Here is a 13,634-nt window from a genome sequence, read left to right on the forward strand (position 1 = left end):
TTATGGCAGTCATGAAATTTCTATGTGACACCAAACGCTGCATCGAGTGTAACGGTTGCGTCACAGCATGTAAGAACGAAAACGATTCCGCTCTCGAGTGGGGTATCCAACGCCGTCGCGTCGTGACCATCAACGATGGTCAACCCGGTGAAGCCTCGATCTCTGTGGCTTGTATGCACTGTACCGACGCCCCTTGTCAGGCCGTTTGCCCAGCAAACTGCTTCTACAAGACGGAAGATGGCCTAACGCTACACAACAAAGATACCTGTATCGGTTGTGGTTACTGCCTATACGCCTGCCCATTCGGTGCGCCTCAGTTCCCTAAGAAGAGCACCTTTGGCAGCCGCGGCAAGATGGATAAGTGTACTTTCTGTGCCGGTGGCCCAGAAGAGACCTTCTCCGACGCGGAGCGTAAGAAGTACGGCGCTAACCGTCTGGCCGAGGGTAAGTTACCTATGTGTGCCGAGCTTTGTTCGACCAAGGCCCTGCTCGCCGGTGATGCGGAAGTGGTTTCCAACATCTACCGTGAGCGTATCGCGGCCCGTGGTAACCCTAATGCGATCTGGGGTTACACCCCTAAGACTGGCGTTTAAAGTGAATAGTACCGTAAGCCCTCGGGCTTGCGGTCTGTAAAGGAGTGACTATGTTATTAAAATCACTGCGCAGCCTATTCACTGTGTTGTTATTGCCATTGGTCTTGGCAATGGGCTTAGGTCTGACGACGTCAGCCTACGCCGTTGACGAACAGACCAGTCAACAGATGGCCAATACCAGCGACGCTGAGTTATGGAAAGCCGTGAAGTCAGGCGACAAGGGATACACCACAGCCAAGGGTGTGGAGACTGGGGTAATGATTAACGTGTCTGCCATCGAAGGCACTAACGTTAAGAATGACTATCTCACCCCTGTGATGGCACTGGCCGTTTGCGGTGTGTTCGGTGCTTTCTTGATCTTCTATCTGGTGAATGGTCCTTCAAAGCTAAGTCATGGTTTCTCTGGCAAGATGGTATTGCGCTGGACCAAGGCCGATCTTTGGATTCACTGGGTGATGGCACTTTCCTGCCTGGCGTTGATCTTTACCGGTCTTAACATCATGCTGGGTAAGCATGTGCTGCAACCCTATGTGGGCACAGGTATTTGGGGTTCGCTGATCTACGGCAGCAAGACGATCCACGATTATGCGGGTCCCTTGTTCATCGTGGCTTGGGCCATCTGTGTGGTTAAATGGATGCCGTTGCAGACATTTAAGCTGTATGACCTTAAGTGGTTCCTGGTGGTTGGTGGTTACATCAACTTTGGTCCCTTCAAGGGGAAGCACCCAGACAGCGGCTTCGCCAACGCCGGTGAGAAGATGTGGTTCTGGACACTGACCCTGTTCGGTCTCTTCATCGGGGTTTCCGGCATCATGCTGGTAATGCCTGGGCTCGAACTGCCACGTGAAGCCTCCATGGCGGCACTGCTGGTTCACGGCCTCAGCGCCATCATCATCATTGCCTTTACGATCGTCCACATCTGGATGGCGACCGTATTGAGTGAAGGTGGTATGGAGTGTATGAAGTCGGGCTACTGTGACGAGAACTGGGCGGTACAGCACCACAACCTTTGGTATGACGAGATCAAAGAGAACGGTACTCTTACATACAGAGACTAGGCTCTCAAAGAATAGCCGCTTTAGCTTGAACGAAAGCGCATAAACGAAACACCCCACCTGGCTACCAGGCGGGGTGTTTTTTATTGATTTTTTAACATTATATATGACCAAAAAGGTATTTCAGATTTATTTTGGTGAGCTGGAACTGATTTATGTTTTGTACTAGTTGTAATCTTGAAAAACGGTTTATGGCGACATAGAAAGGGTTAGTTTACTGTTTAGCGTGTAGTGATTTTTCTGTTTCAGTAATGCAGGCAGGTAGGAATTGATTGTAGGTGTTAAGGTAATTGTTTTTTACAGCATTTATTAGGCTTTGATCATTTTTTACTTTCTTGATTAAGTTTCCAATTAGGCTATGGATTTCTGTAGCCTGAATAGGTTGATTGCCACCACTGGAGTTTTTTATTTTAAGTAGAGCTTTCTCGATCACTTGTCGTTCGCTTTCTTCGAATAGGATAGAATCAACGATAGCTCCCCACATAAGATCACATCCAAACTGGGTTTCTGGTTTTATTCTGTTTTTTCTATCACTCAAATTTGCCCGTTGATTACCTGTGGTCACCTTAACGGGGGGCGTGATGGAGTTTATTCTGCAAGTTTTAGCCCAAGATATGCACGAATTTCCACAAGGTTGTCCTTTTTTACATACCTTTGCTTCTGCCGCAATTGATAGAGTGAGTAAACTCATGAATGTGATAAAGATGAGTGGTTTCATTTATACAACTCCTGCGTATATCTAATACAAGAAAATTCATTTTTCAGGAACTCATGCTTGCTCACACTATCATTACAACATTTAGTTGGATAGAGGAATTTAAATGGTGGGAATGTGAGTGCCTCATTGAGTGAATGTCACTATAGAGAATGTGGCTGTTAATCTTGGATAGGCAATGAAGTCATCATCGAGATTGATCATCTTTGTTCGATTTTTAATCATGAACTTTATTTTCAACAACAACTTCATTACATCTACTGGATCCCGGTTTTGACTATTTTTAGGGATTGCCAGCAAAGTGCACTGAGTAAAATATGACAGGCTTAACACTTTGGTCATTTATTCAATTTTTCCGCGTACCTACCCCTGTTCAGATCAATATCTCAGCTTCATTTCTTCCTTATATTGCAACGGCAATTAATCGGATGTTTTTAAAAAATATAGCATTTTTACCAATTAGCCACCTGTAAATAACATTGGGTTAACTCGTGTTGCGGTGGCGAGTTTGAATAGATCATCCCTACTAATCGAAACTTCCTATTCCTCTAGGAGCAAGAATGAAGAAGCAACAGCCCGATCTGAATCGTAGATCTCTGCTGAAAGCACTCACCATAGGTGGTACGGCCGGTGTGGCCATCGCCGCAAGCGGTGTGAGTGTTGCCAATGCAACAGAAAGTAAATCTCAAGAAAAACATGCCGATGGCTACCATGAAACCGCACATATCCGCAGTTATTACAATAGCTTGCGTAGCTAATTAGGAGAATTTGAGCGATGAAGTTAACGCGCAAAACAAATGAGGCAGTCGCTGCGGCCAAGCCAAGCTTAGGCATCAGCCGTCGTCAATTTATGAAGCATGCGGGTATCACTACCGGTGGTATCGCGGCAGCCTCTCTTCTCGGTACCGGCATGATGCGCCGCGCCGAAGCGAAAGATATTCCACACGATGCACCTATCGAGATCAAGCGCACCGTATGTAGTGCCTGTGCGGTCGGTTGTGGTCTGTACGCCGAAGTACAAAATGGTGTCTGGACGGGTCAGGAGCCTGCATTCGATCACCCATTCAACGCCGGTGGTCACTGTGCCAAAGGGGCTGCGCTGCGTGAACACGGTCACGGCGAGAAGCGTCTTAAGTACCCGATGAAGCTGGTCGACGGCAAGTGGAAGAAGCTCTCTTGGGAGCAGGCCTTCAACGAAGTTGGCGACAAGATGCAGAGCATTCGTCAAGAGTCTGGTCCAGATTCACTCTACTTCATGGGTAGTGCCAAGTTCTCTAACGAAGGCTGCTACATGTACCGTAAATTTGCGGCCATGTGGGGTACCAACAACGTCGACCACTCGGCACGTATCTGTCACTCTACCACTGTAGCCGGTGTTGCTAACACTTGGGGTTATGGTGCGCAAACCAACTCTTTCAACGATATCCAGAACGCCAACGCAATCTTCTTTATCGGTTCAAACCCTGCCGAGGCACACCCTGTTGCCATGCAGCATATCCTGATCGCTAAAGAGAAGAACAACGCTAAGATCATCGTGGTCGACCCACGTTTCTCTCGCACCGCGGCTCACTCTGATCTGCACTGTGCACTGCGTCCTGGTACCGATATTCCTTTCATCTACGGTATGTTGTGGCACATCTTCGAAAACGGCTGGGAAGACAAGACCTTCATCCAGCAGCGCGTGTTCGAGATGGACACCATCCGTGAAGAGGTGAAGAAGTTCCCACCACAAGAAGTGGCCAACATCACTGGCGTGAGCGAAGAGCAGGTTTACCAAGCGGCTAAGCTGATGGCCGAAAACCGTCCTGGTACTGTGGTTTGGTGTATGGGTGGTACCCAGCACCACGTAGGTAACGCTAACACCCGTGCCTACTGTATCCTGCAGCTTGCACTGGGCAACATGGGCGTTTCTGGCGGCGGTACTAACATCTTCCGTGGTCACGATAACGTACAGGGCGCGACCGACCTGGGTCTGCTGTTCGATACCCTGCCTGGCTACTACGGCCTGAAGACAGGTTCTTGGAAGCACTGGTCACACGTTTGGGATCTGGATTTCGACTGGGTTAAGGGTCGTTTCGACCAGAACGAATACCTGGGTCGCATCCCAATGAACACCCCTGGTATCCCATGTTCTCGTTGGCACGACGGCGTATTAGAGACGCCTGAGAAGCTGGCGCAGAAAGATCGCGTTCGCATGGCCTTCTTCTGGGGACAATCTGTCAACACAGAAACCCGTCAGCGCGAGGTGCGTGACGCCCTGGATAAGATGGACACTGTTGTGGTTGTGGATCCATTCCCAACAATGGCGGGTGTCATGCACCGTCGTAAGAATGGTGTCTACCTACTACCTGCGGCGACTCAGTTCGAGACTGAAGGCTCAGTATCTAACTCTGGCCGTAGCCAGCAGTGGCGTGAGAAGGTGATCGAGCCACTATTCGAGTCTAAGACAGATATCGAGATCATGTATCGCCTGTCGCAGAAGCTAGGCTTCGACAAGGAATACACTAAGCGCATCGCGAAAGATGCCAAAGATATGCTAGTGATCGAAGACATCACCCGCGAGATCAACCGCGGTATGTGGACCATTGGTATGTCTGGCCAGAGCCCAGAGCGTCTGAAGCTGCACACCCAAAACTGGGGCACCTTCAGCAACAAGACGCTCGAGGCAGAAGGCGGCCCGGCCAAGGGCGACACCTATGGTCTGCCATGGCCATGTTGGGGTACACCAGAGCAGAAACACCCTGGTACCCAGATCCTCTACAACACACACAAGCACGTGCTGGAGGGCGGTGGTAACTTCCGTGCCCGTTATGGCGTCGAGTACCAAGGCAAGAACCTGCTGGCCGAAGGCAGCTTCTCTAAGGGTGCCGAGATTCAGGATGGTTACCCTGAGTTCAGCGACAAGCTGCTTAAGCAACTTGGCTGGTGGGACGATCTGACCGCCGAAGAGAAAGCCGAAGCCGAAGGCAAGAACTGGAAGACCGACCTTTCTGGTGGTATCCAGCGTGTGGCCATGAAGCACGGTTGTATCCCATTTGGTAACGCTAAGGCCCGCTGTATCGTGTGGACCTTCCCTGATCAAGTGCCTGTACACCGTGAGCCGCTGTACACGCCGCGCCGCGATCTCGTGTCTAAGTACCCAACGTACGACGACATGCAGGTTCATCGTCTACCTACGCTGTATAAGTCTATTCAAGAGAAAGACACGGCAACTAAGTACCCACTGGGTCTGACCTCGGGTCGTCTGGTTGAGTACGAGGGTGGTGGTGAAGAGTCTCGTTCTAACCCATGGTTGGCCGAGCTGCAACAAGAGATGTTTGTTGAGATCAACCCAGGCGATGCAGCCGATCGCGGTATCCGCAACGGCGACACAGTATGGCTGGAAGGCGCCGAAGGTGGCCGCATCAAGATCAAGGCCATGGTGACTCCTCGCGTTAAGCCTGGCGTGACCTGGATGCCATACCACTTCGCCGGTGTGATGCACGGTGAGAGCCTAGAGAATAACTATCCAGAAGGTACTGTGCCTTATGTGATTGGTGAGTCTGCGAACACGGCATTGACCTATGGTTATGACCCTGTCACGCAGATGCAAGAGACCAAAGCGTCGCTTTGTCAGATCACTAAAGCTTAAGTATCGGGAGATTTGCCATTATGGCTACAATGAAATTTTTATGTGATACCAAGCGCTGCATCGAATGTAACGGCTGTGTCACGGCATGTAAGAACGAAAACGACTCTGCGCTCGAGTGGGGTATTCAACGTCGCCGCGTGGTGACCATCAATGACGGTCAGCCTGGCGAGTCCTCTATCTCTGTGGCGTGTATGCACTGTACCGACGCCCCTTGTCAGGCGGTTTGTCCGGCAAACTGCTTCTACAAGACGGAAGATGGTCTGACGCTGCACAACAAAGATACCTGTATCGGTTGTGGCTACTGCCTGTACGCCTGTCCGTTTGGCGCGCCTCAGTTCCCTAAGAAGGGCGCATTCGGCAGCCGCGGCAAGATGGATAAGTGTACCTTCTGTGCCGGTGGTCCTGAAGAGAACCATTCAGACGCAGAGCGCCAGAAGTACGGTTCTAACCGTATTGCCGAAGGCAAGCTGCCTATGTGTGCCGAGTTGTGTGCGACTAAGTCGCTACTTGCCGGTGATGCTGAGGTTATCTCAAACATCTTCCGCGAGCGTGTTGCATACCGTGGTTCGAAAAATGCGATTTGGGGTTAATCCCCAGCTTGTATAAGGCCACAACAATCCACACCGGGCCTGCCCGGTGTGGACGATAAGGATGTAATATGAACAAATGGTTCAAACAATTTAGCGTGATCTTAGCGCTAGTGATAGGTACCACATTCAGTGCCCTGTCGTTCGCCCATGGCGATGCGACCGACCATACCCATGCCGCCACCGAGGGGCAGATCTGGTCTGAGCTACAGGCGGGCGCCACCGGATATACGACCTCTCACGGTCAGTTCCATAACCAGCCGATCAACAGCTATGATCTGCGGGTGTTGGAGCTTCGCAGCGACTGGCTGGCACCCGCCCTGATGGCGGCGTTGTTTGGCATGATCATCATCTTCGTGCTGTTCATCAAGGTGAACGGTATCTCCAAGTTGCATCATGGCTTCTCGGGTAAGATGGTGTATCGCTGGTCGAAATTTGATGTCTCTATCCACTGGTTGGGGGCGATCCCTTGTCTGCTGTTGATCCTCACGGGTCTGACGCTGCTGGCGGGACGTTTCTTCTTCCAGCCGTATCTGGGTGAAGGCTTCTGGGCCGGCCTGGTCTATGGTGCTAAGCAGATCCACGACTACATGGCGATCCCCTTCATGTTAGGTTGGGCGTTGATGACTACCCTCTGGGCTAAGAATCAGCTGCCTAAGATGTATGACGTTAAGTGGTTCCTGGTTGTGGGCGGTTATATCAACTTCGGCCCATTCAAGGGTAAGCACCCGGATGCAGGCTTTGCCAACGCGGGTGAGAAGATGTGGTTCTGGGCCTTCGCCCTGTTCGGTCTGATCATCTCGGCTTCAGGCATGTTATTGCTGTTCCCGAACCTGTTCGAGCCTAGTCGCACCCTGAGCCTGATCGCTCTGGTACTTCACTCTGTCAGTGCCATCGTTATCTGCGCCTTCTCTATCGTGCATATCTTCATGGCAACCGTGATGTCAGAAGGTGGTATGGAGTGTATGGTGTCGGGTTACTGTGATGAGAACTGGGCAACCCAGCATCACAACCTTTGGTATGATGAGATCAAAGCCAACGGTACTCTGAAATATAAAGAGTAATCTTTAAGCGACACTAAACAATACAAACACCTCGTCAGGTCTCTGGCGGGGTGTTTTTTTATCTTATCGCCAATACACCTTGTGTTGAAAACGGGTGGTGGATGATGGACAACTTTCCCTAAAGCGACTAGCTTATGCTGTTAACAATGAATGATTTAAAGGGAGTTAAATAATGTACAGAGGGATACTTTTGGCAATCGGCTTGGTTGCCAGTAACGTGAGCCTTGCCGACGACTTTCAGGTGAGTTCGGAGATCACCTTGAAAGATGAGTTGCTTGGCACACCAACCTTGTTAGTTAATCAGGCCGCGGCTAAGTATGTGATGCTGGGGGATCAGTATCGATTCAGTGTCAACGTGACTCCGCACAATGAGGCTCAGGTCTTGGTCGATTTTAGCCTGAGCGGCAAGGGTTATGATACTCAGTCTCAGGTGCTTATCGACCTGGATAAAGCCGTCGTACTCGACTTTGATGACCAGCAGTTTCGTTTTCTCATTAATAAGGTCAGTGGATAAGCCGAGCTTAATGCACAATGCTCGGTTAATTTAACCCGCTCTCCCTATTTCATACTACCTTGTTGGTGACTCGGTTGACCTCGGTATTCAGCTTAAGTGAGTTTCTCACTCTGAATATTGTCTGCTGGTTGTGATTTGTCTGGATCATCTGTCGCTGATCGCCAGTCAAACCAATTTGACCTAAGCTCAAGGTAGCCTCGTCAAGCAGGAGACAGAGATGGAGAACAAACGGGTTAGCGACAGTATGGGCGATCTCAATATACCCGCCGATGCCCTGTATGGGGCGCAGACGGCGCGGGCGATCAAGAACTTTCCGGTCAGTGGTCGCCCCGTGCCACGCAGCTTCATTCGCGCCCTGTTGCTGGCCAAGCTTGCCGCCGCCGAGGCCAATGTGGCCCTTAAGCTGTTAGCGCCCAACATAGCCCAGGCGGTCGCTCAGGCGGTACAAGATCTGCTGGCGGATCCCCAGATGATGCGCCATTTCCCCATCGACATGTTTCAGACCGGCTCGGGTACCAGCAGTAACATGAACGCCAACGAGGTGCTGGCGAGTCTGGTCTCGTCGCGCCTGGGGCAGAGTGTGCATCCCAACGATGCAATAAACCTGGGGCAGAGCAGTAACGATATCATTCCCAGTGCCATTCATATCAGTGCCCTGTTGGCGGTAGAGCAGTCGCTGCTGCCTTCGCTAACACTCCTGTCGCAGACCATTACGGCCAAGGCGCAGCAGCTTGGCGATGTTACCAAGACGGGCAGGACGCATCTGATGGATGCCATGCCTATTCGCTTCGATCAGGTCTTGGGGGGCTGGGGGAGTCAGATCGATCTGTGCCGCCAACGACTAGTGGCGCTCAGTGGTGAGCTGGCCCAACTGCCGGTAGGCGGCACGGCGGTGGGGACAGGGGTCAATACCCATGAGGAATTCTCAAGGCTATTTTGTGAAAGACTCTCGGCGCTGACGCGCACCCAGTTTCGCCCTGCCGATAACCTGTTCAGCCGCATGGCGAGCCATGATACCGCCGTGGCACTATCGGGCCAGTTGAAGACGCTGGCGGTGGCTATCATGAAGATCAGCAACGACCTGTGCTGGATGAACTCAGGCCCGCTGGCAGGGATCGGTGAGATTAGCCTGCAACCCCTGCAACCCGGCTCCTCCATCATGCCCGGCAAGGTCAACCCAGTGATCCCTGAGTCCGCCTGCATGGTCGCAGCGCAGGTGATGGGTAACGATATGGCTATTACAGTCGCCGGGCAGTCTGGTAACTTTGAGCTGAATGTGATGCAGCCGCTGCTCGCCGTCAATCTGCTGGAGAGCATAGAGATCCTCGGCAATGTGTCGCGCCTGCTGGCCGACAAGGCGATAGCCAGCTTTGTGGTGAACCGTGAACGTATAGCGGCATCTCTGCACCGCAATCCCATACTGGTCACCGCTCTGAGTCCTAAGGTCGGCTATGTGCAGGCCGCTAAAATCGTCAAGCAGGCCTATCAGGAGCAGCGGCCCATACTAGAGGTTGCCATGGAACTCACAGATCTTAGCGAGGAGGAGCTCAGGCACCTGCTGGATCCCGAGCGCCTGACTGGGGTAAGGCCTCATAGAGAGCGGCGAATCGAGAGGATGGTGACTCGATAGGATGGTGATTCCGACAGAGTCGCCTTATCAAACAAAAAGGCATCCTAGGGATGCCTTTCTCGGTTCAATGTGCTCGGTCTTACCAGGCCAGCTGCAAGATCTCGCGGCTGATATCCAGGCCGAGATCGCCTGACTCAGATAGGGCCGTCATGCCGTGGGCTTCCAGCGCCGCGACTATGTCGTCAATCTGATCCTGGGCGATATCATAGTCGCGCAGGCGAGTCTTGAGGCCCAGCTGCTGGAAGAACTGCTCCGTCTTGTCGATCGCCAGATCGACGCGACTCGCCTCATCACCTTCTGTGATATCCCATACGCGCTCGGCGTATTGTAGCAGCTTGGCGTGTTTCTGGCTCTTGCGTACGCGCCATACCGATGGCAATACCGCGGCCAGTGTTTGTGCATGGTCGATACCAAACAGCGCCGTCAGCTCGTGGCCTATCATGTGAGTCGTCCAGTCAAACGGCACGCCCGCGCCTATCATGCCGTTGAGGGCCGAGGTGGCACTCCACATCAGGTTGGCTCTGGCGTTGTAGTTCTCTGGCTCTTCCAGGGTGAGAGGGCCAATCTCGATCAGGGTACGCATGATCCCTTCGGCGGTTCTGTCCTGCACTCGGCCGTCTACCGGATAGGTGGCATACTGTTCTAGCACGTGGACGAAGGCGTCGACGACACCGTTGGCTACCTGAATTTTAGGCAGGGTGAAGGTCAGGGTCGGATCCAGCAGCGAGAAAGTTGGATAGATGCTGGGATGGTTGACCGGGAACTTGCCGCCGTTATAGCTCACTACGCCGAAGGCATTCATCTCAGAACCTGTGGCCGGCAGCGTGGCGATGGTGCCCAGCGGCAGGACGCGATCAGCTTCTACAGGCACAGGCGCGAAGCCATGGAACAGCAGGCTGGCGCTGTCACCCTCGAAGCGTGTCGCCAGGGCGATGAACTTGGTGCCATCCATCACAGAGCCGCCACCGACCGCCAGTAGGAAGTCGATAGACTCATCTTTAGCCAGCTTGGCCGCCTTGGCCAGGGTCTCATATTGTGGGTTGGCCTCGATACCGCCGAACTCGACGACGGTGCGATCACCCAAAGCATTGAGGACCTTGTCCAGGGTGCCGAAGCGTTTTACGCTGCCGCCGCCATAGGTCACCATGACGCGGGCGTCGGCTGGAATTAGCTTGTCGAGCTCGTCCAGGCGATCTTTACCGAAGACGATCTGTGTGGGATTACGATAATCGAAGTTAAGCATGGGGATACCTTGTGTCACCTAAGAATATGCTGCACATACTAGTCTCTTGGCGCGAGTTTTAAATACCTATTACTGCCCTATGCTTGCCTATTTCTGCTTTATTGTGTTTTAAATTGCTCAAATTGGCATATTTTGATGCATTTTCCTGCCTTGGTGTTAGTATCTCGCTCAGTTGAATACTTGTCTTGTCCCATGAGGTGAATTGTGAAGAGTATTGCCGAGCTGATGTCCGCCTTGGCCCCCGATGAGGGGATGAATGATAGTGTATTGCCCGGCATCAAGCTGTTTCGCTGCTCCGCCTACGGTGCCCGTGGTCCTCTGTGTTACTCCCAGGGGATCATGATAGTGGGGCAGGGTAAGAAGCGGGTCTATCTAGATGATAAGGTGCTTGACTATGATCCCCAGAACACCCTGGTGATGACAGTGCCCATGCCGGTGGAGTGTGAAACCTTTGCCAGCACGGAAGAGCCTGTGTTGGTGATGATGATAGATATCGATCTGGCGCAGCTTAACCGCCTCATTCCCGTCATGGACAACCACAACAGGGTACCGCAGGCGCTGAACGAATCACGACTGCCCGGCTATTTTGTCGCGCCGACCGGCGAGGCGCTCGAATGCAGCATTCATCGTTTGCTGTTGGCGCTGCAATCGCCGCTGGAGGCCGAGGCGCTGGGTCAGGACATGGTACTGGAGATCTTGTATCGCCTGTTGGCCCTGCCCAATGCGGCGCCGCTCTATGCCCTGGCGCTGAGTCATACCCGGCTGTCGCGCATCGACAAGGCCCTTAACTATCTGCATAAACACTATGCCGCCAGCATAGAGGTAGATCAGCTGGCGGCCCTGGTGAACATGAGTCCCTCGGCCTTTCATCGCAGCTTCAAGGAGGTCACCGCTTCGTCGCCGATTCAGTACCTGAAGAAACTACGTTTGAATAAGGCCAGGGAGCTATTGCAGCGCCCCGGGGTGAAGGTAAAACAGGCGGCTATTGAGGTGGGTTACGAGAGCCCGGCCCAGTTTAGCCGCGAGTTCAAACGCTACTTCAGCCACAGCCCGGGGGAGTGCGCCAGGTAAGCCGCGTCTTTATTGTTTGATGCATTGCAGTAAGACGATAAACGGGGGCATGTTGTTGTGTGCCACGCTGTGGCCTTCGGGCTCGGTGCGGCGCTTCTGATGCTGGCGCATGCCCACGTCATCGCCTTCACCCGTTGCGTACTCGGGCTCGTCTCCCGAGTCATAGTAGTACCAGTCGTCGTAGACATGGGTATGCTTGGGTAATTCCGCCAGTGTGAGTTTATGCTTCTCCTCGCCGCCGATGGCATTGAGCTTGCGCACCGAGAGTTCATTCTCTTGATTATTCATGGCTAAGGTAAAGCGGCCAATCCCCTGGTTATAGAGTTGCCAGCCCTCAGGGCAGTTGGCAAGGTCGAAGTAGGCGACCGTCTTAGCCGGAATGATGCTTCCCTTGTCGGCGATTTGTTTACTCAGGGCGGAGAGTTGTTGCGTGGTGGCGAGGTGGTTTGCCGCGAGTTCGGCGTATTTGATATAGCCAAGCAGTGCCAGCGATGCGGTGAGCAGCACCGAAACGAGTAGATTCCATTTCATGATTAACGTCCCTGTAGAGGTTAACGCTCCGCCATAAGGGCCGGAGTCTATATATTTATTTTTATTACCAATTTAACCTAGGGCCTGTTGACCTTTTGAGAACAAATTTTGTTCTAATTGAGCACGTTCAAATCGCGGCATGAGGCTTGGAGTATAGTTATTCTATATAAAAACCGAGTAATAAAGAGTTGAACGTGCTCAAGACGAACCCTGCGGGCAGCGTCTGTATCTGTAGTGGCATAGTGAATTTGGCCACCTGAATAGACGAAGTGATAGACTCACTTCCAGAGAAAAGGTGGTAGAAATGAAGAACACAAGACCGACATTCAGTGCAGAGTTCAAATTAGAAGCTGCGCAGCTGGTAACGAAACAGGGATACAGCATAACTGAGGCTGCAAGCGCGATGGGCGTCAGTAATTCAGCCATGCGTAAATGGGTAAACCAGCTTAGACAGGAGAAGCAAGGCGTATCCCCCAAAGGCGCACCTGTAGTGGCATAGTGAATTTGGCCACCTGAATAGACGAAGTGATAGACTCACTTCCAGAGAAAAGGTGGTAGAAATGAAGAACACAAGACCGACATTCAGTGCAGAGTTCAAATTAGAAGCTGCGCAGCTGGTAACGAAACAGGGATACAGCATAACTGAGGCTGCAAGCGCGATGGGCGTCAGTAATTCAGCCATGCGTAAATGGGTAAACCAGCTTMGACAGGAGMAGCAAGGCGTATCCCCCAAAGGCGCACCGCTCACCCCCGAACAACAGCGGAWCCGCGAGCTAGAAAAGAAAATCCGCCGCATTGAAGAAGAGAACACCATTTTAAAAAAGGCTACGGCTCTCTTGATGTCAGACTCACTGAACAGTTCTCGTTAGTCGAGAAACTCAGGAAGAGCCATAGCGTAAAGCGGATTTGTTCAGTATTTAGTATTCACCGCAGCAGTTACAAGTATTGGCGAAGCAGACCTATCACCATTGATTCGAAGCAGATAAAGTTGCACAGCATG

12 protein-coding genes and 2 pseudogenes are annotated in these 13,634 nt (G+C 52.1%); 11 read left to right on the plus strand and 3 right to left on the minus strand.

What is annotated here, in order from left to right; all coding sequences use genetic code 11:
* Positions 1–2: 2 nt before the first annotated feature.
* Complete coding sequence (gene fdh3B, locus L1D47_RS01010; protein WP_041509657.1) at positions 3–593, plus strand: formate dehydrogenase FDH3 subunit beta; 591 nt, start codon at positions 3–5, stop codon at positions 591–593.
* A 50-nt stretch (positions 594–643) separates the two neighbouring features.
* Positions 644–1,651 (plus strand): formate dehydrogenase subunit gamma, encoded by a 1,008-nt coding sequence (locus tag L1D47_RS01015; RefSeq protein WP_041509658.1) that lies wholly within the window; start codon positions 644–646, stop codon positions 1,649–1,651.
* Between the two features lie 211 nt (positions 1,652–1,862).
* Here the strand turns inward: L1D47_RS01015 and L1D47_RS01020 are convergent, their stop codons facing one another.
* A complete protein-coding gene (locus L1D47_RS01020) occupies positions 1,863–2,366 on the minus strand; it encodes a hypothetical protein (RefSeq protein ID WP_239882213.1) in 504 nt (167 codons plus the stop codon).
* A 557-nt stretch (positions 2,367–2,923) separates the two neighbouring features.
* Here L1D47_RS01020 and L1D47_RS01025 point away from each other — a divergent pair.
* The 6 genes from L1D47_RS01025 (at position 2,924) to L1D47_RS01050 (ending at position 9,789) form a co-directional block, all read left to right on the plus strand.
* Positions 2,924–3,121, plus strand: a complete 198-nt coding sequence (locus L1D47_RS01025; protein ID WP_011863872.1) for a twin-arginine translocation signal domain-containing protein — start codon at positions 2,924–2,926, stop codon at positions 3,119–3,121.
* 17 nt (positions 3,122–3,138) lie between these two features.
* Complete coding sequence (locus L1D47_RS01030; RefSeq protein ID WP_041509659.1) at positions 3,139–5,994, plus strand: molybdopterin-dependent oxidoreductase; 2,856 nt, start codon at positions 3,139–3,141, stop codon at positions 5,992–5,994.
* Positions 5,995–6,014: 20 nt separating this feature from the next.
* Complete coding sequence (gene fdh3B / locus L1D47_RS01035) at positions 6,015–6,584, plus strand: formate dehydrogenase FDH3 subunit beta (protein ID WP_041509660.1); 570 nt, start codon at positions 6,015–6,017, stop codon at positions 6,582–6,584.
* 68 nt (positions 6,585–6,652) lie between these two features.
* Positions 6,653–7,645 (plus strand): formate dehydrogenase subunit gamma, encoded by a 993-nt coding sequence (locus L1D47_RS01040; protein ID WP_239882214.1) that lies wholly within the window; start codon positions 6,653–6,655, stop codon positions 7,643–7,645.
* Between the two features lie 172 nt (positions 7,646–7,817).
* Positions 7,818–8,159, plus strand: a complete 342-nt coding sequence (locus tag L1D47_RS01045; protein ID WP_239882215.1) for a hypothetical protein — start codon at positions 7,818–7,820, stop codon at positions 8,157–8,159.
* A 217-nt stretch (positions 8,160–8,376) separates the two neighbouring features.
* A complete protein-coding gene (locus L1D47_RS01050) occupies positions 8,377–9,789 on the plus strand; it encodes a class II fumarate hydratase (protein WP_239882216.1) in 1,413 nt (470 codons plus the stop codon).
* A 79-nt stretch (positions 9,790–9,868) separates the two neighbouring features.
* On the opposite strand, the gene L1D47_RS01055 is transcribed toward L1D47_RS01050, so the two are convergent.
* On the minus strand, positions 9,869–11,032 hold the full coding sequence (locus L1D47_RS01055) for an iron-containing alcohol dehydrogenase (protein ID WP_239882217.1): 1,164 nt from the start codon (positions 11,030–11,032) through the stop codon (positions 9,869–9,871).
* A gap of 204 nt (positions 11,033–11,236) precedes the next feature.
* Here L1D47_RS01055 and L1D47_RS01060 point away from each other — a divergent pair, with 204 nt between their 5' ends.
* Complete coding sequence (locus L1D47_RS01060) at positions 11,237–12,103, plus strand: AraC family transcriptional regulator (RefSeq protein WP_239882218.1); 867 nt, start codon at positions 11,237–11,239, stop codon at positions 12,101–12,103.
* Between the two features lie 9 nt (positions 12,104–12,112).
* Here the strand turns inward: L1D47_RS01060 and L1D47_RS01065 are convergent, their stop codons facing one another.
* The gene (locus tag L1D47_RS01065) at positions 12,113–12,634 is read right to left on the minus strand and encodes a hypothetical protein (protein ID WP_239882219.1); all 522 of its coding nucleotides are present in this window, start codon (positions 12,632–12,634) and stop codon (positions 12,113–12,115) included.
* Positions 12,635–12,938: 304 nt separating this feature from the next.
* On the opposite strand from L1D47_RS01065, the pseudogene L1D47_RS01070 reads away from it, so the two are divergent.
* Positions 12,939–13,124 (plus strand): annotated as a pseudogene (locus L1D47_RS01070) (transposase); the annotation flags it as partial.
* A gap of 70 nt (positions 13,125–13,194) precedes the next feature.
* Positions 13,195–13,634 (plus strand): annotated as a pseudogene (locus L1D47_RS01075) (transposase); the annotation flags it as partial.

The organism is Shewanella sp. Isolate7, assembly GCF_022398425.1.
In the GTDB taxonomy this organism is placed as follows: Bacteria; Pseudomonadota; Gammaproteobacteria; order Enterobacterales; family Shewanellaceae; genus Shewanella.

Bases quoted from the DNA above. Each gene is read 5' to 3' on its own strand.
- fdh3B (WP_041509657.1), top strand. From the start codon at position 3: ATGGCAGTCATGAAATTTCTATGTGACACCAAACGCTGCATCGAGTGT.
- L1D47_RS01015 (WP_041509658.1), top strand. From the start codon at position 644: ATGTTATTAAAATCACTGCGCAGCCTATTCACTGTGTTGTTATTGCCA.
- L1D47_RS01020 (WP_239882213.1), bottom strand. From the start codon at position 2,366: ATGAAACCACTCATCTTTATCACATTCATGAGTTTACTCACTCTATCA.
- L1D47_RS01025 (WP_011863872.1), top strand. From the start codon at position 2,924: ATGAAGAAGCAACAGCCCGATCTGAATCGTAGATCTCTGCTGAAAGCA.
- L1D47_RS01030 (WP_041509659.1), top strand. From the start codon at position 3,139: ATGAAGTTAACGCGCAAAACAAATGAGGCAGTCGCTGCGGCCAAGCCA.
- fdh3B (WP_041509660.1), top strand. From the start codon at position 6,015: ATGGCTACAATGAAATTTTTATGTGATACCAAGCGCTGCATCGAATGT.
- L1D47_RS01040 (WP_239882214.1), top strand. From the start codon at position 6,653: ATGAACAAATGGTTCAAACAATTTAGCGTGATCTTAGCGCTAGTGATA.
- L1D47_RS01045 (WP_239882215.1), top strand. From the start codon at position 7,818: ATGTACAGAGGGATACTTTTGGCAATCGGCTTGGTTGCCAGTAACGTG.
- L1D47_RS01050 (WP_239882216.1), top strand. From the start codon at position 8,377: ATGGAGAACAAACGGGTTAGCGACAGTATGGGCGATCTCAATATACCC.
- L1D47_RS01055 (WP_239882217.1), bottom strand. From the start codon at position 11,032: ATGCTTAACTTCGATTATCGTAATCCCACACAGATCGTCTTCGGTAAA.
- L1D47_RS01065 (WP_239882219.1), bottom strand. From the start codon at position 12,634: ATGAAATGGAATCTACTCGTTTCGGTGCTGCTCACCGCATCGCTGGCA.